The organism is Pseudarthrobacter ribosi (assembly GCF_055412865.1).
In genome coordinates, this window is record NZ_JBVAYZ010000004.1 from 150,542 (window position 1) to 171,839 (window position 21,298).

The window sequence follows — 21,298 nt, forward strand, 5'->3', positions numbered from 1 at the left end:
CCTAGTGCATGTAGAGTCCGCCATCCACATTCAGCGTCTGGCCGGAGATGTAGCCGGCGTCCTCGCTGATGAGGAAGGCGATGGCGGCCGCGATGTCCCGGGTGGAGCCGACGCGGTTGACCACGAGGTCTTTGGTCAGTTCGTCCTTGCGTTCCTCGCTGAGGGTGCCGCCCATGATGTCGGTGTCGATGGGGCCCGGAGAGATCGCGTTGACCGTGATGTCGTATTCGCCGAGTTCGCGGGCGGTGGAGCGGGTCAGCCCGATCACACCGGCCTTGGCCACGGAGTACGGCGTCTTGGAGAAGGTGCCGCCGCCGCGCTGCGCGGAGACGGAGGAGATGTTGACGATGCGGCCGATCCGGTTCTTGACCATGGACTCGGCGACCCGGCGCGTGGCGTAGTGGACGCCGTTGAGGTTGATGTTGAGGACCCGGTCCCATTCGGCCGCGTCGAGTTCCAGGTACGGGACCGGGGAGCTGACGCCGGCCACGTTGGCCAGGGCGACGATCTGCGGCAGTTCGGCCTCGATCGCGTCGATGGCGGCGCGGACGGATGCTTCGTCGCCGACATTGGCGCCGGCACCGAACGCCTTGACTCCGTGCTCCGCGGCCAGTTCCTTGGCCGCCGCCTTGCACCGGGCGTCGTCGAGATCGATGATGCCGACATTCCAGCCCTCTGCCGCCAGGTAGTTGGCGGTCGCGCGGCCGATGCCGCGCTCGGAGACGGCGCCGGTGATGATGGCGGTGCGTGCTGCGGGGAAAGTGCTCATGGGAGTGCTCCTGAAGGTGTGAAAGTGAAGGGGCTCAGTTGATGGGGGCGGGGCCGAGCTCATCGATGAGCTTCTGCATGGCCACGTACGCCTTGTTCCGGTAGGCGATGAGTTCCGGGGTGCGCTCGGCGGGGACGTTGAGGAAGCCCGCCCCGGTTTTGGTGCCCAGCTTGCCGGCCTCCACCAGGTCGGTGAGGATTTTCGGCGTCGCGAAGCGCTCCGGGAATTCCGTCTGCAGCGACTTGTAGCAGAAGTTGTAGACGTCCAGTCCCGCCATGTCGGCGATGGCGAACGGTCCGAAGAACGGCAGCCGGAAGCCGAAGGTGGTGCGGACCAGGGTGTCGATGTCCTCCGCGGTCGCGATTTCCTGCTCCACCAGCTGGGCGGCCTCGTGGAACAGGGCGTACTGGAGGCGGTTGAGCACGAAGCCGGTGACGTCCTTGACGACGGCGGTCTGCTTGCCCGCCGCGTGCACGAGGTCGCGGACGGTACCGATGGTGGCCGGCGAGGTGCCGGCGTGGGGGATGATTTCCACGCCGGGGATGAACGGGGAGGGGTTGGAGAAGTGCACGCCCAGGAAGCGGCCCGGGTTGGCGACGGGTTCGGACAGCTCCGCGATGGAGATGGTGGAGGTGTTGGACCCGATGATGGCGTCCGGGCGGGCGGCGGCGCTGATGCGGGCGAGGGTCTGGTGCTTGATGGCGATGACTTCGGGGACGGCTTCCTCGATGAAGTCGGCGTCGGCCACGGCTTCCTCGATGTCCTTGGCGGCCCAGAGGTTCGCCTTCAGGATGGCGGTGGAGCCTTCGGGGAAGAGACCGGCGGCGACGAACTCGTCGGATTCGGTCAGCAGCCGCTCGTAGTTCTTCTGCGCCACTTCGGCGGACACATCGGCCAGCGCCACCCGGGCACCGCCGAGGGCCAGGACCTGCGCGATCCCGCCGCCCATGTAGCCGGAACCGACGACGGCGATCTTGCGGGCGGCGTTAATGGCGGCCGCGGTGTTCGTTGATTCGGTCATGGTCAGACTGCCTTCGTGTAGTCGGGCTCGTAGGAGCAGATGGCGTCCACCTTGGCGGCGGAGGACGAGGTTTCGTCGAAGCGGTGGCCCAGCCACTGGGTGACGAGGTTCTTGGCGAGTTCCAGGCCGATGACGCGCTGGCCCAGCGTGAGGACCTGGGCGTTGTTGCTGAGCACGGATCGTTCCACCGAGTAGCTGTCGTGCGCGGTGACGGCACGGATGCCGGGGACCTTGTTGGCCGCGATGGCCACGCCCAGGCCCGTGCCGCAGATCAGCAGCGCCCGGTCGGCTTCGCCCTCGGCCACCTTGCGTGCGGCGTCAACGGCGATGTGGGGGTAGGCGGTGGAATCGTTGGCGCCGACTCCGATGTCCTGCACGGAGGCGACGCGCGGGTCAGCCTCGAGGAGTGCCTTGAGCGCGTTCTTGTATTCGACGCCGGCTTCGTCGTTGCCGACGACGATGCGCCAGCCTGTTGTTGTTGTGCTCATGCTTTTGCTCCTTGCTTCGCCGGCTCGGATTGAGCGAGCCTGGCGTCGGTGTGTGCGGTTTCGAGGTGAGTGGAGATCCGGGCCGCGATCAGCGCGAAGGACACCGCGCCGGGGTCGGGGTGTCCGAGGCTCTTTTCGGCCAGCGGACGGGCGCGGCCCTTGAGCGGGCGGAGATCGGCGGTCCGGTCCGCGGCTGTCTGCGCGGCGGCAGCGGCGGCGGCGAGCGACGCGGGCACCGAGGCGCCGCCGTCGAGCGCGCCGAGGAAGGCATCGCGGAACGGCAGGAGCGCGTCGACCATGGTCTTGTCCCCGGGTTCGGCTTTGCCGAGTTCGGTGATGGCGTCGACGAAGGCGGTGACGGCCGCGGCGGCGTCCGCACCGGAGTAGCTCTCCCGGTTGCCCAGGGCGAGGCCGGCCGCGATGACCGCCGAGCCCCAGAGCGCGCCGGAGGTGCCGCCGGCGCGCTCGCTCCAGGCCTCCCCCGCTGCGGTCAGGATGCGCGACGGCGAGGCGCCGCCGTCGTTCGCCGCAGCCTGCTCGGCCGCGGTGACTGCCGCGTCGACACCGCGGCGCATGCCGATACCGTGGTCCCCATCGCCGGCGATCGCGTCCAGGCGGCCGAGTTCTTCCTCATGCTCAATGATCACGTGCTGCGTCTGGCCGAGCACGTCGGCCGCCAACCGGCCGAGAGTCGCCGCTGCTGCGGTGGTGTGTTCGGGTTCTTCGGTCTCGGCGGCTTCCGGGCCGGCGAGTTCGCGGCGGGCGCGCGGTGCGAGGTTTCCCTTGCGGAACGCGGGGGTGTCGGCCGGGGCGGCCCAGTACTGCTCGAGTTCCTCGTCCAGCCAGAGCAGGGTCAGGGAGAGCCCGGACATGTCCAGGCTGGTCACGAGTTCCCCGCATTCGGGCTCCACCACGGTCAGCCCCGCGGCGTCGAGCAGCTTCTCGATTTTCCCGAAGAGCAGGAACAGTTCGTCGTACTTGACGGTGCCGAGGCCGTTGACGATCGCCACCACGCGGGTGCCGGCGTCGTGCGGCTTGTCGGCGAGCAGTTTCGTGACGAGCAGCTCGGCCAGTTCAGAGGCGGTCGGCATCGGGTGCTCGGAGATCCCCGGTTCGCCGTGGATGCCCAGGCCCAGCGACATCTGCCCCGCGGGGACCGTAAACAGCGGCGCGTCCGCTCCCGGCAGGGTGCAGCCGCCGAACGCCACCCCGAGCGAGCGGGTGCGGTAGTTCGTCCGGAGGGCCAGCCGTTCGACGTCGTCCAGGTCCAGTCCGGCTTCGGCGGCGGCGCCGGCGATCTTGAAGACCGTCAGGTCCCCGGCGATCCCGCGGCGCTTCCCGATCTGGTCCAGCGGGGCGCTGGCGATGTCGTCCGTGACGAGCACGGTGCGGGTCTGGATGCCTTCGGCGTTGAGGCGGAGCTGGGCCTGGCCGAAGTGCAGGACGTCGCCGGCGTAATTCCCGTAACTCAGCAGCACGCCGCCGCCGGCGTTGGCGGCCTTGGCCACCCGGTACACCTGCCCGGCGGCGGGGGAGGCGAACATGTTCCCGCACGCCGATCCGGCCGCGAGGCCGGGTCCCACGAGTCCGGCGAAGGCCGGATAGTGGCCGGAGCCGCCGCCGACAACGAGGGCGACCTGCCCGGCCGGTACCTCGGTGGAGCGGACCACACCGCCGTCCACGCGGGCAACGTAGCCGCGATTGGCTGCCACGAAGCCGTCTAACGCGTCATCCGCAAAGTCAGCGGGGTTGTCGAAGATCTGGGTCATGGTTTCCTCATTGAATCCGTGTTGGAGAAGTAGGAACGGGAATCCCCCTGTGGTGCGGCCGCCCCCCAATTGGCTTGACGGCCGCACCAAGCCGGTCAGACGCTGGCGAGTGCCGTACCGGCGGGCTGCTGCCGGCCCTGGGCCACCTGGCTCTGCCCGAGCGTGTAGCCGTCGGTCTTGGGCAGGACCTGGCGGCGGAGGTAGTCCTGGTTGCTGGCCGTAACGCTGAGGCCGTCGCCGCCGTAGTGCTCGGTGCAGAGGATGCCCTGGAAGCCCACGGAAAGTGCCACCTTGAACGCCTCGCGGTAGTTGATCAGGCCGCTCTCCATCGGGGCCGGCATCGCGACGTAGGTGTCGCGGGCCACGTCCTCGTCGCGGATGTAGTTCTTCATGTGCCAGTAGTTGGAGTACGGCAGGGTCTTGGCGACCATCTCGCGCCAGTCCTCGATCGGGCGGTGCAGCCGGATGAGGTTGCCGATGTCGGGGTTGAGGCCGACGTTGGCCAGGCCGATGTCCTGGACCAGCTGCACGGACTGGTCCGCGGTGCCCAGGTAGGTGTCCTCGTACATTTCCAGGGAGAGCAGGACGCCGACCTCGGCCGCGTGCTGGCCGAGTTCCCGCAGGCGGCTCACGGCCTTGCCCCAGGTTTCCTTGTCGCCCACCGGGTCCTTGTAGCCTTCGACGGTCCAGAACCAGAGCTGCTTCTGCTGCTCGGCGGTGATGGCCTGGTGCAGCCCGAAGGAGACAACCTCGCAGCCCAGCTCGGCGGCGGCGTCGATGGTGCGGTGGCTGTAGGCAAGGTTCGCCTCCCAGTTGCCTTCCTCGATCACGCTGCGGCGGATCGCGGAGATGACGGGGATGCCGATGCCCACGTAGTCCGCGGTCTGCTTGAACTCGGTGAGGCGGGCGGAGCTCAGGTCACCGGGGCGGACCCAGCTGTCCGTGAGGTCCGCGTTGGTGAAGCCTGCGTCCTTGACCTCGGTGAGGACCTCGGCCCAGGCGGAGGCCTCGGCGTCGTTCACGTGGGTGCCCTGCGCATCGGTTCCCGGGAACTGCAGCAGGGCCGCGGTGATGGGCCAGTTTTCGGCTGTATAAGCCATGGGTTCACTCCTTCGTGGAATCCTGTTTCCTATAGGATTTACTATTTGAGGCAATGTTGTCAAGGTCACATGCCGGATTAGGCCTGCTTCGCCGCGAAGGCGGCGGTGGCAAAGACGTCCGGATTCAGGACGTTGGCGGGGCGCTCCCCCGCTGCCACCGCCAGGATCGAGGCGATGGCGCTGGCCGCCACGTCCCGGGTGAAATCCTCGGTCCAGCACAGCGAGTGCGGCGAGAGCACCACGTTGTCCAAGGTCAGCAGCTCGTCATCGGGAAGCAGTGGTTCGGGCTCAAAGACATCCAGCCCGGCTCCGGCGATCCGGCCGTCCCGCAGGGCGTCCCGGAGGGCATCCGTGTCCACGAGCTTTCCGCGTCCGATATTGATCAGGTAGGCGCTTGTCTTCATCCGGGCCAACGCCGCGGCGTCGATCAGCTTTTCGGTCGCCGGTGTGAGCGCGGCGCAGAGCACAACGTAGTCGGAGGCCTCCAGCAGCTCGTCCAGGCCCAGCAACTCGACCCCGAGTTCCGCGGCCTCCGCGTCGCGGCCGCGGCGGTTGTTGCCCACCACCTTCACGCCGATCGGGGCCAGCAGGCGGGCGAGCTCGGCGCCCACACTGCCGAAGCCCACGATGCCGACCGTCTGCCCCACCAGCGGCGCGCCCCGGTAGTGCTCGCGCCGAGCCCAGTCAGAGGTCCGCGTCAGCCGGTCTTTGGCCAGGAGCTTGTGGGAGAGCGCCAGGAGCAGCGTCAGCCCCGCCAGGGCCAGCGGCCGTCGGATGGCGTCCGGGGTGTTGGTGACGACGACGCCGGCGCGGGTGCAGGCGTCCAGGTCGATGGTTTCGTACCCTGCCCCGAACCGGGCGATTAGCCGCAGGTCGGGGGCATGGTCCACGGTGCGCGCGTCGAAGGCGATGTGCCCCAGCGACAGGACGGCCTGGACACCGGCGAGATCCGCCAGCGGAACCGGGTCGGTGTAGCTGGGCAGGACGCCCCAGTTGATGCCGTTCTTGCTGAGCCGCTGCAGTCCCAGGTCTCCATGGATGGAGCTGCCGTCGGGCCGGGCGGCGTCGGCGGTGACCGCCACGGTGAAGGGCGGGCGGGCAGCGCCCGCCGCCGGGGCAGCCGCCGTGGTGGTGGCGGCCGCCGTCGTCGTCAGTTCATTCGTTGCTGTGCTCATGCGTCGGTTCAGCTTTCTGTCTGCGCTACTGCGGTCTTGTCCCGGATGGGTTCGCGGACCAGCACGGTGTAGGCCACGGCGGCGAGGGCGGCGATGATGCCGCCGATGATGAACGACGGCGCGTAGGAGCCTGTTGCGTCGGCGATCACGCCGGTCAGGAGCGGGGCGAAGGCGCCGCCGAAGTAGCCGCCGAAGTTCTGGATGGCGCCGACGGAGGCCACCTGGGAGTTGTCCACGATGTCACCGGGCATGGCCCAGGCGGCTGCCTGCATGGTGGCGACGAAGCCCAGCGCCACGGTCATCACGGCGAGGGCGAGCGGGAGGGAGTCTACGAACGGGATGAGGCAGATCAGGATGCCGGCGATGACGGCGGCAACCGACATCACGTGGCGCTTGGCCAGCAGCGGGTCGCGGCCTGCCTTCTTGGCGTAGCGTGTCATAACCCAGCCGCCGGTGATGCCCAGGATAGCCGCACCCAAGTACGGGACGGCAGCCAGCCAGCCGGAGTTTGCGATGCTGACGCCGCGCTCTTCCTGCAGGTAGAGCGGAAGGAAGACGATGAAGATGTTCCAGATCCAGATGACGCAGAAGAAGCCTGCCATCATTCCCCAGATCTGGCGGTGCTTGAAGAGGCCCAACCAGGAGACCTTCTTGGCACTCAAGACCTGCGTGGCGCGCTGGCTTTCGATGTAGTCCAGTTCCTGCGTGCTGATGCGCTTGTGCTCTTCCGGAGCGCGGTAGTACATGAAGAAGGCCAGCGCCAGCACCAGGCCCGCGACGCCGAGGAAGATGAAGATGGCCTGCCAGCCGAACGTCAGCATGATGGCCGTCAGGACAGGCGGTGCAATCGCCGGTCCCCACTTGGAACCGCTGTCCCAGATGGCGGTGGCCTGTCCGCGCTCGGTGCGGGGGAACCAGTCGGCAGTGAGTTTGGCGGATGCCGGTCCGTTCGGGGCTTCGGTGACGCCGAGCAGGAAGCGGAAGGTGACAAAGTGCCACATCTTGCCCCCCACGGCCATTAGCGCGGTGGCAATGCTCCAGCCGGCAATAGCGAGGAAGTACATGCGGCGGGCACCGAGTTTGTCCACGAGCCAGCCGGCGGGCAACTGGCAAAAGGCGTACGTCCAGGAAAACACCGTTCCCAGCAGGCCGATGTCCGTCCTGGTCATGCCGAACTCTTTGATCAATTGCGGAGCGGCGATGGAGATCGCACTGCGGTCCATATAGTTGATGATGCCGGCAGCCAATGCCCAACCCAGGATCCACCACCTCAGATTCTTGATGGTGCGGCGTGTTGCTGATTCCTTGGGCCCAACGGCCAAAGTTTCTGTTTGCACTGTTCACTCCCTCGTGATTCCCCATGCCGGCACTGTAGCCGTCACAATCGAAGATCCTATAGGGTATTCGATCTCTTTGTGAAGGGGGTCACAAGAACGTTATAGAGTCGGTGGCACAGTGCCGCAAATCAAGGAAAAGCTAGACCACCGGTGCGTCGGCGATGGCCCGGCCGCGGACCTTCGTCACATGGTCGGCCATGGCGTCGGCCGCTTTCTCCGGATCGCCGGACGAGAACGCGTCCAGCACTGACTGATGCTCGGCGATAGCATGCTCGGCGTCGGTGATGCCCACTCCCCCAAAAAGCCGGAAGCGTTGGACCTGCCCGCCGAGGGCAGCGTAGGCGGCGACCATAAACTGATTGCCGGTAAATTCTGCGATCAGCCGGTGGAACCGCTCGTCAGCCTCGAGGTAGTCGCGATATTCGGCAAATGACGGACCTCTCGGCGCCTTCTTCAGATCGGCGACTGCCTGCCCCAGCTCAGCAAGGTGCGCCGGGGTGAGCCGGGCGCACGCGAGCCGCGCGTTTACCGGTTCGATTGCGAGTCGCGCTTCCATGAGCTCCGCGAAATCCTCTTGCGTGAAGACGGGGGCAACCCGGTAGCCCTTGAGTGCCACCCGGCGCACCATACCGGTGTGCTCCAGGCGTGCAAGCGCTTCCCTGACCGGCGTTGGCGACACGTCGAGTTCCCTGGCGGTCCCGTCGATGCTCACAACGGCCCCGGGCTCTAGCCGGCCGTCCATCAGCGACGCCAGAAGTTCCTCATAAACGTGGTCAGCAAGGACCTGGCGGCTGACGGGACGGCCTGCGGGGCGGGCCTCAGACCCGTGGCCGGATAAGGCTGGTTGCATACTCAGATCCTATAGGGCTGGGCACCGCCTCCCAGACGCCTCCCCACACGGAACATGCCCATTCCCAGCGCCAGCGCCCGAGGGACATGTCCCCTCTTCACCCCTCATCGCCGCGGGACATGCCCATCGCTAAGCACCAACAGTGGGCAGAATGGCATTCTGCCCCCTGCTCGTGGCCACGGGGGGACATGTCCACTGGGGACCGTGGCCGCGGCGGGACATGTCCAGCGGCGGCGAGGGTGCCGCCGGCCGGTGCTAGTTCTGGTACGCCGGGTAGTCCGTGTAGCCCTTGGCGTCGTCGGTGTAGAAGGTGGACGGGTCCGCCTCGTTGACCGGAAGTCCCTCACGCCAGCGGCGGACCAGGTCCGGGTTGGCGATGGCCGGGCGTCCGACGACGACGGCGTCAGCGTAGCCGTCCGCGACCAGCGCCTTGGCTTCCTCGCGGGTGGTGATGACGCCGAAGCCCGAGTTCAGCAGGAAGGCTCCGCCGAAACGGGTGCGCAGATCCTGGACCAGCCCGCTCGTGGTCGGATCCTTGTGCAGCACACTCAGGTAGGCGAGCTTCAGGGGCGCCAAGGCATCCACCAGAATCTTGTAGGTCTCGTTGACATCCGCCGCGTCAAGTTCGGTGGCGCCCTGGACGTTGTGCTCGGGTGAGATGCGGATGCCGACCCGGTCCGCGCCAATCGCGTCCACCACGGCCCGGGTCACTTCAATGACGAAGCGCGCCCGGTTCGCAGGCGAACCGCCGTAGACGTCGTCGCGCTGGTTGGCGGACGGTGCCAGGAATTCGTGCAGCAGGTACCCGTTGGCAGCGTGCAGCTCGACGCCGTCGAACCCGGCACCAATCGCATTGCGGGCCCCCGTCACGAACTCCTGGACAATGCCCGGCAGCTCCTCGGCGGTCAGGGCGTGCGGAACGGGGAACGGCTTCTTCCCCTCGTAGGTGCGGGTCTCGCCGTCAATCGCGATGGCGCTGGGCGCCACCACCTGGTGACCGCCGTTCGTGTCTTCGTGAGTGACGCGGCCGGCGTGCATGACCTGGGCGAAGATCCGGCCGCCCTCGGCGTGCACGGCAGCCGTGACATCGGCCCAGCCCTTGAGCTGTTCCTCGGTGACCAGGCCCGGCTGGCCCGGGAATCCCCGGCCGGCGGGGCTGGGATACGTGCCCTCACTGACGATCAGGCCGAGGGATGCCCGCTGCCGGTAGTGCTCGACCACCAGCGGGCCGGGAATGCCCTCCCTGCCGGAGCGGACGCGGGTCAGCGGCGCCATCACAAGTCGGTTGGGCAGTTCCAGCTCGCCGAGAGTCATCGGGGAAAACAGCATGCGCAGTTCCTTTCACCAGGGATTGGGTTCACTGGCTGCAACTGCGTGGCGTCTGCAACTATTCCGGGTGAGACCCGGATCACTAGGGGTGGACGATGATCTTGACCGCGGTGTCGTTGTGGTGAATCAGCGTGTCGAAGCCCTTGTCCACGAGGTCATCCAGGGCGATCCGTCCCGTGATGAAGGGCTTCAGGTCGACCTTTCCCTCCTGGACGAGCTTGATCGCGGCCTCGTGATCACCGCAGTAGGCGATGGTGCCGCGGAGGTCGATTTCCTTCAGGACGACCTTCTGCATGTCCACGGTGGCCGGATGTCCCCAGATCGAGACGTTGACCACGACGCCGGCCGGTTTGACGACGTCGAGCATGGTGTCCAGCACGGCATTCACGCCGGCACATTCAAAGGCTGCATCGGCCCCCGCACCGGCGGTCAGTTCCAGCACCCGCGCCTTGACGTCATCGGAGCTCGGGTCCAGCACATGGTCCGCGACTCCCGAGGAAACGGCTTTGTCCTTCCGGGCCGCTGACAGCTCGGTGACGATCGTGGTGACGCCGAGGCCCTTGAGGACCGCCGCGGTCAGCAGGCCAATGGGGCCTGCACCGCCAACGACGGCGACGTCCCCGGCTTTGACGTCACTCCGGCCGACGGCGTGATAGGCGACCGCGAGGGGTTCGATGAGGGCGGCTTCGTCCAGCGGGATGTCGCCGACGGGGTGGACCCATCGGGTGTCGACGACGATCTTCTCGCTCAGGCCTCCGCCGCCGCCGGCCAGGCCGATGAAGCCCAGTTTGGTGCACAGGTTGTAGTGGCCGCTGAGGCACGGGCCGCATTCATTGCAGACGATATAGGGTTCCACCACGACGCTGTCCCCGATGGCGAGCCCGGTCACCCCCTCCCCCAGTTCCTCGACGGTGCCGGAGAATTCGTGCCCCAGGGTGACCGGGGCCTCCTCGGAGGAAAGCGCATGGGGATGGCCCGGCGGCGGCGTGAAGATCGGCCCTTCCAGGAACTCGTGGAGGTCAGTCCCGCAGATCCCGCACCAGGCGACGGCGATCTTCACCGCTCCGGGACGCAGCCCCGGCTCCGGAACGTCTTCGATCCGGAGGTCCTCACGGGCGTGGAATCGTGCTGCTTTCATGGTGTTTCCTTCGCATTACGGGCCGTGGATGCACCTGGTCAGGCGCATCCACGGCATGTCGTTGGATTATCACAACGGAGGCCGTCACCCCCAGTGTGGTTCGCGGGGCCGTGATTGTCACGGCCCGTCCGGGTCAGCGCGTGTGGTGCGTCGCCTGGCGTTCAAAGACCGGCGTCGGCAGCCCTTCCATCCTGGCCTTGAGCTGCAGCGCCAGATAATTGGAGTAGTGGCGGCTTTGGTGCAGGTTGCCGCCGTGGATCCATAGGTTGTCCACGTTGGTGGGCTTCCACATGTTGCGCAGTTCGCCTTCCCACGGCCCCGGATCCTTGGGAGTATCGGAGCCGAAGCCCCAGCACTTCCCGACGGCGTCTGCGACCTCGGGTGAGACCAGATCGGCCAGCCAGCCGTTCATTGACCCGTAGCCGGTGGCGTAGATGATGGCGTCTGCCTCCAGCTCCGCCCCGTTGGCCATCACGACGGCGTTCCCGGTGATCTTGCCGACCTCGCCGTTGGCGAGCTTGACCCGGCCGTCGATAATCAGCTGCGAGGCGCCGACGTCGATGTAGTAGCCGGAGCCGCGCCGCAGGTACTTGAGGAACAGGCCGGAGCCGTCCACGCCGAAGTCCAGGTCGAAGCCGGCGGCCTCCAGCTGGGAGTAGAACTCGGCGTCCCGCTCGGCCATCTCCGCGTAGACCGGGATCTGGGCTTCGGGCAGGATCCGGTACGGCAGCGAGGCGAACAGCAGATCAGCCTTCTCCGTGGTGACCCCGTTGGCGAGCGCCTGCTCGGAGTACAGGCCGCCGAGGGCCAGGTCCATGAGGGATTCGCTGCGGGCGATGTGTGTGGAGGACCGCTGGACCATGGTGACGTCCGCGCCGTGTTCCCAGAGATCCGCGCAGATATCGTGCGCCGAGTTGTTGGAGCCGATGACCACGGCCTTCTTCCCGGACCAGTCCCCGCCGCCCGGGTGCTTGGACGAGTGGTACTGCTCGCCCAGGAAGGATTCGGCGCCGTCGAAGGCGGGAACGCTGGGATACCCCGAGACGCCCAGGGCGAAGACGAGCTGCTTGGGGCGCAAGGTGACCGGTTCGCCGTCGCGCACTACCTCCACGACCCACTCCTGCGAGGACTCGTCGAAGCGTGCGTTGGTGCACTCGGTCTTGGACCAGTAGTTCAGTTCCATGATCCGCGTGTAGTTTTCCAGCCAGTCGCCGATCTTGTCCTTGGCCGCGAAAACCGGCCAGTCATCCGGGAACTTGATGTAGGGCAGGTGGTCGTACCAGACCGGGTCGTGGAGGTGCAGGGACTTGTAGCGGTTGCGCCAGGAGTCGCCCGGGCGGTCGTTCTTCTCGATGATGATGGTGGGCACACCGAGCCGGCGCAGCCGTGCCCCCAGCCCGATCCCGCCCTGGCCGCCGCCGATGATGACGGTGTACGGCTGGTCCTCGTAGCCGAGCCGGGCTTCCTGCTCTTCCTTCAGCTCCAGCCACGACTTGCGGCCCTTGGTGATCTCGTGGGCGACCCCTTTCTCCCGGTTGGGTCCCTTCTTCTCCTCGAAGCCTTTGAGCTCCTGCATGGTGGTGAGCAGGGTCCAGCACTTGCCGTCCCGGAGCCGCAGATGGGCGTAGCCCCGGGCCTGGACTGTTTCGAAATTCACCCACGCCTCGGCGTTGGCAGCGTCCCCGGTGGCGTCCTCGGCCAGGGTCCAGTTGCAGGGCTGCACGTCGTCCAGGGTCGCATCCAGCATCCGCCGGATATCCTCCTTGCCCTCAAGGGTTTTGAGGTTCCAGGTGAAGGAGACGAAGTCGCGCCAGTACGAATCGTCGTCGAATAGCTCAAGCGCGGCGTCCGTGTTGTGGCTGCGCAGCGCCTCATCGAACCGCGCCAGCCACGCCCCGACCACGCCGTTTGGAGTCTCAGGCATGTTTCCTCTTTCCGTTGCTATCTGTGGGCCGGTCCCGTTGCATGACGCTCCGTCCATGCCGTGACCCGCATCACAAGTAAAGTCCGCAGGGGGTTACAATCGGGTTACACAGAGCTCTCAAGCTCCTGGCCCGCGCTTCTGCCGGCTTGGAGGGCGGTAGCTGGCCGGGTGCGACGATTCGAGGGCGAGTTGGAACAATGAGCATGCGGCATGGAAGTCGCTCCATCACGCAGCTCTCGGACCTGAGGCTCTCTGCGCCGGCGGAGTACGCACGCGCCCTACGGAAGGCGCACGAGACCGCGGATTCCGGCACTCCGAACCAGCATTTGTCGCCGTCCCTCGTCAAGTCCTGGCAGCGTTCCCTCGCGCTGGGCATCAATCCGGACCAGCACCGTCCGATCCACCGGCATGAAGTTTCCGAGGCGCGTTCGCTCAGTGCCGGCCACCGGCTGGCGGCCGTGATGCCTGCGCTGACCCAATTGCTGGCCGATGACACCGTAACCGGGCGCCACCTGCTGATCGTGACCGATCATGAGGGCGAAGTGCTGTGGCGCGTCGGCAGCAAACAGGCGTTGAAACTCGCGGACTCCCTGGAGTTCGTGGAGGGGGCCGACTGGTCCGAATCGGGCGTGGGCACCAACGCCATCAGCGAAGCCCTGGTGACGGGCGGCGCCGCCCAACTCTTCTCTGCCGAACACCTCGTGCGGACGCATCACGACTGGGCCTGCACGGCCTCCCCGATCCGCGACCCTTTGACGGGGGAAGTCATCGGCGTCCTAGACGTTTCCGGGCCGTTCGAATCCGTCACGCCGGACAGCCTCCGGCTGGTGCGCTGCGGCGTGCGGCTGGCCGAGGAGCTGCTGAAATCCGCCAGCCCGCCCGTGCCTGCCGGCGCCAGGACCGGACAGTCTGCCGGGTCTGCTGCTGCGGGGCGCTCCGAGGCCGGGGTCCGGTCGCAGCTGACGCTGCGGCTGCTGGGGGACGCGCCGTCCGCGGCGCTCGACGGCGGCGCCCCTCGCCCGCTGACACTGCGCCGCGCCGAGATCCTGGCCCTGTTGGCCTCCCGGACCCAGGGCTGGAGCGCCGATGAACTGGCCTACGAGATCCACGGCGACGCGGGCACCGCTGCGGCGATCCGGACCGAGATGCACCGGATACGCAGCATCCTGGGCAATGTCATCGAAGCGAACCCCTACCGGTTCTCGTCGGCCGTCAGGGTGGTTACGGACGCCTCACAGGTGGCTGGCCATTTGCGGGACGGCCGGGTCGCCGAGGCCTTCGCGGCGTACCGGGCCAAAGTCCTCAACCGTTCGACCAATCTCGCGATCGGGTTCATGCGCGACGAACTCAATGAAGCGGTCGGCGCCTCCGTCCGGGCCAGCGGTGACGCCGCGTTGATGCTCCAGTGGTGCACCAGCGACATGGGCGCCTGGGACACTGCGGCCGCAGCATCTGCGGCCACCCTGCTGGGGGCCCAGGATCCACGCTGTCAGCTGGTGAGCGCCCGGATGGAACGGCTCGACCGGGAGCTGCGGGCCTAGCTCCCCTGTCAGCGGTGTCGTTGCATCTGGCCGACAGCCGGGGCTGAACGCTAGGGGGCCGGAGGTACGACGCCGGGGCAGCCTTGTCCCTGCGGGTTGCGGAGGCAGTCGTCAGCGTAGTTCCGGGTGATGGAGCGCCAGACGCTCACGGTCTGCGACGGCGAACTGAATTGCCCTTGCCCCGGGATGGGCAGCGGCGGGCCGCCATTGACCGAGTATGTGCCCTGGAAATGGGTCGTCAGCACCACCGGGAAATCGCCCGTCTGGGTATAGACGTGGCTGGTGGCGGTCTTTTCGCCCCAGCGGTCCTGCGGGAGGGGTCCGCCGGCCGCCGTCTGCGGCCCCAGCGAGGTTCCGTCGCCGTAACTCCAGGTGTACTGGACGGGTTTGGCGACGACGTGCACGTCCTGGGCCAAGATAGTGATGTCGAATCGCTGTTCGACGGCGGCTGCGAAGAAATTGGTTTCGGCTCCCCGCAGTGTGTGCGGACTGGGCTGGGCCGTCACAGAACCTGCGGCGATCGGCAGCCGTTGGAACTCCGTTTGAATCATGGCGGCGATCCGGGGCAGCAAATCCTCAGGTCGGGGGTCGAAGAGACACGTGGGCCCGGAATGAAAGCTCCACGTTGGATTCGGCACGCCCGCCGGGGCTTTCAGCCACACGACCGGAATTCCGTCCTCGCCGCCGGGGCCGTTCTTGCAGTCCACGAGGACAGCAAGGCAATCCGTGTCGAAGTCGCCGCCACCCAGGTGGCACTGCAGTTCGTACTTGTACTGGTAGGGGTCGGCTTGCGGCACGCCCGGTTGAAGCGCAACAAACTTCCCCGTCGTTGGATCCAGCCTCCAGCCTCCGACATTGACGCTGTCCGGTTTCCAATCACTGAATATTTCGGGCGGCTCCGCTTGAGCGGTCGAGGGGACAATAGACACCACTATCGCCACCGCAACGACGCAGGCGCTCAGCGTGCGACGCGCGCTGTCGAATCGCATGACCTAGCCGACGATCCTGCCGACATTTGCGACGGTCCATATTCCGTCGCTGAAAGTTAAGAACAACAGATTTCCAGTATCGTCCGGCTGAGGATCGCTGCGGGCAACACTTGCGTCCTGCCTCATATACGTGAGTGGAGTTTGCTGCGCTTGAACGACTACCTGGTACGTGGCATCCACGTCGCGAACGAATTCACTGCTGACGGATGGAGCCGTAATCTTCCCGCCTATCAGCCAGCGCCCTTCTGTGTGCCACGCCCGAATAACGCTTTTAGCCTTTTCGCATGGCTCGCAACTCAGCGATGTTACTGCTTCAAACTGAGCCAGCTCCCCCGTTTCATATCCGTAGCTGAGCAAATCGAACCAGTGCTTCGCGAAGGCAATTGCGCCTTCCTTCGTCTCCGCCTTCGCAGCTTCCGGCAGCACGGGGACTGGCACGTTCTGGGCCCTGCCCGTGGCATCGGCGGGTTTGTAGCTGGCCGTTGGCGTGGGGGTGGGGGTGGCCGTCTGTGTCGGCGACGCCGCCGGGCTTGAGGACCCAGGTGCGGCCGCTGCGCCTGGCGTTGTCCCCCCGCCGGTGCAGGCTGTGACTGGCAGCAGGCTTAGGGCAACCGCGGCGGCAAAAATGCGTCGGCGGCGGTCGAAAATTGAAGTGCGAGATGTCATGGTCAGCTACTCCCCCGATAGAAATCAAGACGCCTGAGCCCAATCAATGCCTTAAGGGTAACTGACATCACGTTTGGAGCATCGTGGTTATCCACAGGGGCCCGGGATCGCCCCGAGCCGGCGCTCCGAATAGACCCGCGGCCCCGGCTCCGGCCGACACACACCGACTTTCCCGCCTCTGCCTCTGGCGTTTTTCTACACCGCCCAGAACAATGAACCCATGATGTTCGAACATGCAGACGAAAACCCCATCCTCGTGCTTGATGACGATCAGAGCTGGAAGCTGATTGAGGGCACCAAACACGGCAGGCTCGTGGTCATCGTTGGCAGCGAACCCGATATCTTTCCGGTGAACTACGCCGTGAGCGGCCGGAAGCTCTACCTCCGGACGGCCCCCGGCAACAAACTCGCTGAGCTGACCATCAACTCGAAAGTGCTGTTCGAAACCGACGGCATTCTCTCCGACGAGGCCTGGTCGGTTGTCCTGCGCGGCACGGCACGGGTCCTCGACCAGTCCGCCGAAATCGCAGCGGCAGAGGACCTGGGGCTCAAGCCGTGGGTGCCTACTCTGAAGGACTTCTACGTCGAGATCCAGCCCACCTCGGTCAGCGGGCGCCATTTCCAGTTCGGCGAGCACCCCGAGCGTGAGATCTAACAGCCCCTAGGCGGCGGCACCCGCCGCCTAGACTTAATTCATGGCGGACAAGCTGACCCCCGAGCGGCGCAGCTGGAACATGTCCCGCATCCGCGGGAAGAACACCAAGCCTGAGCTGCTGGTCCGCAAGTTGCTCCACGCCAAGGGCTACCGCTACCGGCTGCACGGCACCGCCCGCGGCGGACGGCTCCCCGGCAACCCGGACCTCGTCTTCGCCGGCCGCCACAAAGTCATTTTCGTCAACGGCTGCTTCTGGCATTTTCATGACTGCCGGGCCGGGCAGCACGCGCCCAAGGCCAACGCCGAGTTCTGGGAAACCAAGCGCACCCGGACGCGGACCCGCGACGCCGAGCAACGCCGTCAGCTGGAGCACTCGGGCTGGGAAGTTCTCACCGTCTGGGAGTGCGAGCTCAAGGATGCTTCTGCGCTGGAGCAGCAACTCGATGACTTCCTGCAGGGAAGGTCTGCTTAGTCCGGCCGCCTTCCGGCTCCCTGACGTCGCTCCCTGGCGCCCCTCGTGAAGGTGCTCGTTGACGTGCTCCCGGACGCCGCTCTCAGCGCCAACAAAAAATATCTCCCCGCTCCGAGACAGACTGGTCTGCCTGGGGTAATATCCAAATCTGGGGACAAGGACTCTATTGGGTCCGCTTTTACTCGTACTTCTACTCCACGGGAGAGCTCCAGATGCCGCATTTGCTGAGGTCCACCACGTCGCCTGCAAATCGGCCGTCAAAATCATCTCCGCAATCACGGCCCCCGGAGCACCGGCGGGCCCCCACGACCGGCCGGGCCCACCAGGCCGACCAGATCAGTCCGGATTTAGAACCCCTGCGCCGGCAGGTTTGGTCGATCATTGACGCGATCCTCTCCGACACCAAGCCCGAAGAGGCACAGGTCCGCGAGAGGCTCCGCCAGCACGTCGCCAACAACCCCGGCCAGCCGGAGAAGGCTCTCTTGAGCCACCTGCTGTCCGTCTCCGCGGAACAGGCCGCCGGCTAGCAAATACACGCCGGACGTCAGCGGCTGATGGTTGCCTGGCGCACCACTTCGCCCCACGACTGCTGCGCGAGATCCGCCACGGAGGCCAGGATTTCCGACGGCGGCCTCGACAGGTCCAGCGGGAACTCCACCACGTCGATGTCCGTGTTGAGGATCCGGCGCAGTTTGATCTCCCCCGCGCCCGGATACACCAGCCAAGCCGTCGGCACCCGCAACGACGTGCAGTACGCCAGCATCCGGTAATGGTCCCCCGACAGTGACGCCCCGGCGTCGGCCGCGGCCTGATACCTGGCGTCGTAGACCATCACCGGCCGCCCGCCCAGCAGGTGCACTGCGCCCGGCTGCACCACGATCCGGTCCGAGTCGCGCACGGCTTCATTGAGCAGGGCGTTGTACCGCAGCCTCATCTCCCCCGGGTACGCCGCCATGGCCTCCCGGAGCGCCGTCCCGACGAAGTCCTCGAACACCACCGACATGTCCACCACAAACGACGCCGACTGCTGGGCGCCGTCGCCGGCCTCCGCGGAGGCGTGGCGCAGGACCACCTCGGCGAGCCGCAGCGCGCCCTGGTACCGGGTGTTCATCCGGCTGGCCCGCCACACCGGCAGGGGCGCGCCGGACTGCAGCCGGGTCACGGCCGCGAGCTTGCCCTTGAGCTGGCGGAGCCGGCTGAGCACCTCCGGCCGCACGCCGGGGACCTGGGACATCCGCTCCAGCGCCGCCCGCAGGATGCGGTTCTCTGCGATGTCCTCGGTGAATTCGTCGTAGGAAACCTCCAGCGGCACGAGCATGCCGGGCCGGCGCGAGATCTGGTCCGAAATACGAATGCGACCCTTGACCGTCCGCAGCGCTTCGTCGACCGTCAGGTAGCCCTGCAGCACGCCGCGGCTGAGTGCCCGGTCCGCGAGCTGCGCCAGCGACTCGGCCAGCGCGCTCCACAGATCCGCTTCCTCGACCGCGGCGACGGAGTCCTCCCGGAAGCCCTGGTCCCCGGCGTAGCCCAGCAGGAACAGGAGCCGGTCCAGGCTGAGCCGTTCCTTGGGCCGCACTTCGAGCTGCACCGTCGGGGTGCGCACCGAGCCGACCTTCCCCACGGGCTCGATCCGGTACAAGCCCATGCCCATCGGCGAGGCGTTCGCCAGGCCGCTGCCATTGATAAAAGCCGCGCTGGCAGGGTCGAGCCGCTCGACCACGCCGCGGGCAAGCTCGTCGAGGACGACCCGGCGGACCGGCTGTGACCCCGGCGCCCCGGTCCGGCCGGCCGGCGTCGGCTGGCTAGACGCGCGCAAGGCGGTCAAGCAGCTGGTCCAGTCCGAACCGCTCCTCCAGCTGCGCGCGGTTCAGCTGGCCGTGGTAGTGCTCCTCCAGCAGCGGCATCAGCTCGTACTTCCAGATCCGGCGCAGGCCCTTGGGCGTCTGCGCGGACGGCTTCATGAAGTAGGAGGGGCCGATCATCAGGTCCCGGTCCCATTCATCGATGGCGTCGTTGAGCGCGTCCATCAGCAGGGCCGGCGTCGTGTCCAGGTCCCGGGCCTGCAGGAACCGCAGCAGGGACCCCTGCACGGGCTCGGTCTTGGGGTGGAGCTCGATGAAGGAGAAGCGCCGGCGGATGGCGGCATCCATCATCGCAATGGACCGGTCCGCGGTGTTCATGGTGCCGATGATGTACAGGTTGTCCGGCAGCGTGAAGGGCTCGTTGGGGCTGTATTGCAGGTAGATCCGGTCGTCGCGGTATTCGAGCAGGAAGTACAGCTCACCGAAGACCTTCGCGAGGTTGGCCCGGTTCATCTCATCGATGATCAGGAAGTACGGTTTGCTCTCGTTGCCGGGTTTGGCAGCCTCCTCGGCGATCCGGCGCAGCGGCCCGGCGACGAGTTTGAAGGACACCTGGCCTTCCTCCGTCTTGTCCGGCCGGAAGCCCTCGAAGAAGTCCTCATAGGCGTACGAGGGGTGGAACTGGACCAGCTTGACGCGCTCATCGGTGGTGTCGCCGGCGAGCTGGGCGGCCAGGTGCTTGGCGAGGTACGTCTTGCCGGTCCCGGGCGGGCCATACAGCACCAACTGGCGGTTCTCCTCCAGCAGTTCGGCGATCTCCTGCAGCGGCTCCAGGTCCATGTGCAGCGACGCGGCGAACTCCGGCGTCAGCGGGCGGAATCCTTCGCAGGCAGGTTCGACGGCGGCGGCCGGCCCGGTCCCGTCGCCAGGCTGGGCTTCCGCTTCGGCGGGCAGCAGTGCCTCCAGGGCCTGAATGACACGGGTGGTGTCCACGACAATGCCGGAGGTGGCCAGCTGCCGCTGCACGTGGCGCGGCAGCTCCGTCATGTTGTGGGTCTCGTCGAACCAGCGGACCTTGCGACGCAGCCGGCGGTTGTCCTCGCGGTGCTCGGGCTCACCGAGCACCACGCCCACCCGGACGGTGCCGGAGCTCTGGTACAGGGCCAGGTCGCCCGGCTTCATCACGGTCAGGAAGGCGAAGACGGCAGTTTTGGTGTCCTCGCGTTCCACGTAGCCAAGGTGCTTGTAGTCCTCGTCGACGGCATGCTGGACCAGCCCGGCGGTGACGCCCGGGTCCAGCAGGCGCAGGTGCTCGACGTCGAGCGTTACCGATTCCTCGGCCTGCCAGGTGCCCAGCAGTTCCGCGTTGTCGTGGTGGGTGCGCAGCAGCCAGGCCCGCCGGCCGGGGTCGCCGACCTTGCGCCACTGGCTCACGAGCTGCCGGGAGTACCAGTCGATCCGCTGGCCGGCCTGTTCGCCGAGGTGCAGCCGGATCCGGTGGATGTCGGCGGAAATGTCCTCGTCGCTGTCGCCCTTCGCGCCGCCCACGAGGGAGGCGAACGCGTCGCGGATCTCCTGGCGCTCGACGTCGGCCACGACGGGCTCGAAGTAGCTGGGCCAGACCAGGAATTCGATGCTGCGGCGAATGGCCGGCTGGTCATCGGGCGTGCCGGCAACGAGCCGATGGAAGGCCAGCGGATCCTTGACGGCGGCCGCGACTTCCCCGGCCGGGCGCTGGGCGACGTGTTTCACCAGCCGGCAGAGCCATTTCAGGTGGTCCCAGATGGTCCAGTTGAACTCCGCGGTGCGGTCCCGGATGACACCGTGGTCCGTCATGCCCGCGAACAGCTCCTCCGGGAGTTCCAGCGGCGGTTCCAGCCAAGAAGCAGCCTCGGCCACCCGCGCGCGCTTGACCTTGAGGGACTTGACCTCATGGGCCAATGGCAGGGACTGCAGGAAGAGCAGCTCCACGGCCAACTGCTTGGCTCCCCTGGAGGCGTCCGCCAGGTTCTGCCGCAAGTTGGTCATCATGGGCGCTTTGGGATCCGGCACCCCGCGTTCGAGGCGGCCGAGCAGCTCCGCGGCGGCCGGCACCGACCACGTTTTGGTGCGGCCGTCCAGGGCTGAAGCTTTGCCCAGCAGCCCGGGCCCCAATACAAACCACGCCGCATCCTCAATCTCCTTGGAGATGCCGAGGGCGCGGTGCATGGCAGGCTTTTTGGCTGGGGTCATGCCTTTCAATTTACAGGCTTAAGCTGGACGCCCGCATCACG

Annotated in this window: 19 protein-coding genes; 4 read left to right on the forward strand and 15 right to left on the reverse strand. The window is 66.8% G+C overall.

Annotated features, from left to right (window positions below; genetic code table 11):
* Nucleotide 1: 1 nt before the first annotated feature.
* The 11 genes from ACZYZ5_RS05800 to ACZYZ5_RS05850 all read right to left on the reverse strand — a co-directional run bounded on the left by ACZYZ5_RS05800 (nt 2) and on the right by ACZYZ5_RS05850 (nt 12,900).
* Nucleotides 2-769, reverse strand: coding sequence for an SDR family NAD(P)-dependent oxidoreductase (locus tag ACZYZ5_RS05800; RefSeq protein ID WP_463899939.1), 768 nt, complete (start codon nt 767-769; stop codon nt 2-4).
* Between the two features lie 34 nt (nt 770-803).
* A complete protein-coding gene (locus tag ACZYZ5_RS05805; protein WP_463899940.1) occupies nt 804-1,790 on the reverse strand; it encodes a 3-hydroxyacyl-CoA dehydrogenase family protein in 987 nt (328 codons plus the stop codon).
* A 2-nt stretch (nt 1,791-1,792) separates the two neighbouring features.
* The gene (locus ACZYZ5_RS05810; RefSeq protein WP_463899942.1) at nt 1,793-2,278 is read right to left on the reverse strand and encodes a ribose-5-phosphate isomerase; all 486 of its coding nucleotides are present in this window, start codon (nt 2,276-2,278) and stop codon (nt 1,793-1,795) included.
* Complete coding sequence (gene dhaL / locus ACZYZ5_RS05815; RefSeq protein ID WP_463899943.1) at nt 2,275-4,047, reverse strand: dihydroxyacetone kinase subunit DhaL; 1,773 nt, start codon at nt 4,045-4,047, stop codon at nt 2,275-2,277. Before dhaL ends, ACZYZ5_RS05810 begins: the two co-directional genes overlap by 4 nt.
* A gap of 95 nt (nt 4,048-4,142) precedes the next feature.
* Entirely contained in the window at nt 4,143-5,147 is a 1,005-nt protein-coding gene (locus ACZYZ5_RS05820; RefSeq protein ID WP_463899945.1) for a sugar phosphate isomerase/epimerase family protein, read from the reverse strand.
* Nucleotides 5,148-5,224: 77 nt separating this feature from the next.
* A complete protein-coding gene (locus ACZYZ5_RS05825; protein WP_463899947.1) occupies nt 5,225-6,322 on the reverse strand; it encodes a 2-hydroxyacid dehydrogenase in 1,098 nt (365 codons plus the stop codon).
* Nucleotides 6,323-6,330: 8 nt separating this feature from the next.
* On the reverse strand, nt 6,331-7,659 hold the full coding sequence (locus ACZYZ5_RS05830) for an MFS transporter (protein ID WP_463899949.1): 1,329 nt from the start codon (nt 7,657-7,659) through the stop codon (nt 6,331-6,333).
* A 139-nt stretch (nt 7,660-7,798) separates the two neighbouring features.
* Nucleotides 7,799-8,509, reverse strand: a complete 711-nt coding sequence (locus ACZYZ5_RS05835) for a GntR family transcriptional regulator (protein WP_463899951.1) — start codon at nt 8,507-8,509, stop codon at nt 7,799-7,801.
* A gap of 255 nt (nt 8,510-8,764) precedes the next feature.
* On the reverse strand, nt 8,765-9,838 hold the full coding sequence (locus tag ACZYZ5_RS05840; RefSeq protein WP_463899953.1) for an alkene reductase: 1,074 nt from the start codon (nt 9,836-9,838) through the stop codon (nt 8,765-8,767).
* 82 nt (nt 9,839-9,920) lie between these two features.
* Nucleotides 9,921-10,976, reverse strand: a complete 1,056-nt coding sequence (locus ACZYZ5_RS05845) for a 2,3-butanediol dehydrogenase (protein WP_463899955.1) — start codon at nt 10,974-10,976, stop codon at nt 9,921-9,923.
* A 133-nt stretch (nt 10,977-11,109) separates the two neighbouring features.
* Nucleotides 11,110-12,900: an NAD(P)-binding domain-containing protein gene (locus ACZYZ5_RS05850; protein ID WP_463899957.1), complete on the reverse strand. Its 1,791-nt coding sequence runs from the start codon at nt 12,898-12,900 to the stop codon at nt 11,110-11,112.
* 203 nt (nt 12,901-13,103) lie between these two features.
* On the opposite strand from ACZYZ5_RS05850, the gene ACZYZ5_RS05855 reads away from it, so the two are divergent.
* On the forward strand, nt 13,104-14,441 hold the full coding sequence (locus tag ACZYZ5_RS05855) for a GAF domain-containing protein (RefSeq protein ID WP_463899959.1): 1,338 nt from the start codon (nt 13,104-13,106) through the stop codon (nt 14,439-14,441).
* Between the two features lie 50 nt (nt 14,442-14,491).
* On the opposite strand, the gene ACZYZ5_RS05860 is transcribed toward ACZYZ5_RS05855, so the two are convergent.
* Together ACZYZ5_RS05860 and ACZYZ5_RS05865 are read right to left on the reverse strand one after the other, a co-directional pair.
* Nucleotides 14,492-15,238, reverse strand: a complete 747-nt coding sequence (locus tag ACZYZ5_RS05860) for a PKD domain-containing protein (RefSeq protein WP_463899962.1) — start codon at nt 15,236-15,238, stop codon at nt 14,492-14,494.
* A 195-nt stretch (nt 15,239-15,433) separates the two neighbouring features.
* On the reverse strand, nt 15,434-16,096 hold the full coding sequence (locus ACZYZ5_RS05865) for a DUF6318 family protein (protein WP_463899964.1): 663 nt from the start codon (nt 16,094-16,096) through the stop codon (nt 15,434-15,436).
* Nucleotides 16,097-16,316: 220 nt separating this feature from the next.
* On the opposite strand from ACZYZ5_RS05865, the gene ACZYZ5_RS05870 reads away from it, so the two are divergent.
* The 3 genes from ACZYZ5_RS05870 to ACZYZ5_RS05880 all read left to right on the forward strand — a co-directional run bounded on the left by ACZYZ5_RS05870 (nt 16,317) and on the right by ACZYZ5_RS05880 (nt 17,750).
* Nucleotides 16,317-16,751 (forward strand): pyridoxamine 5'-phosphate oxidase family protein, encoded by a 435-nt coding sequence (locus ACZYZ5_RS05870; protein ID WP_463899966.1) that lies wholly within the window; start codon nt 16,317-16,319, stop codon nt 16,749-16,751.
* A 40-nt stretch (nt 16,752-16,791) separates the two neighbouring features.
* Nucleotides 16,792-17,223: a very short patch repair endonuclease gene (locus tag ACZYZ5_RS05875; RefSeq protein WP_463899969.1), complete on the forward strand. Its 432-nt coding sequence runs from the start codon at nt 16,792-16,794 to the stop codon at nt 17,221-17,223.
* A gap of 212 nt (nt 17,224-17,435) precedes the next feature.
* Entirely contained in the window at nt 17,436-17,750 is a 315-nt protein-coding gene (locus ACZYZ5_RS05880; RefSeq protein ID WP_463899971.1) for a hypothetical protein, read from the forward strand.
* Nucleotides 17,751-17,767: 17 nt separating this feature from the next.
* On the opposite strand, the gene ACZYZ5_RS05885 is transcribed toward ACZYZ5_RS05880, so the two are convergent.
* Both ACZYZ5_RS05885 and ACZYZ5_RS05890 read right to left on the reverse strand, forming a co-directional pair.
* Nucleotides 17,768-19,039 carry a 5-methylcytosine restriction system specificity protein McrC gene (locus tag ACZYZ5_RS05885; RefSeq protein ID WP_463900184.1) on the reverse strand — a complete coding sequence of 424 codons (1,272 nt, stop codon included), beginning with the start codon at nt 19,037-19,039 and terminating at the stop codon, nt 17,768-17,770.
* Entirely contained in the window at nt 19,026-21,257 is a 2,232-nt protein-coding gene (locus tag ACZYZ5_RS05890; RefSeq protein ID WP_463899974.1) for an McrB family protein, read from the reverse strand. Before ACZYZ5_RS05890 ends, ACZYZ5_RS05885 begins: the two co-directional genes overlap by 14 nt.
* Between the last annotated feature and the right edge of the window lie 41 nt (nt 21,258-21,298).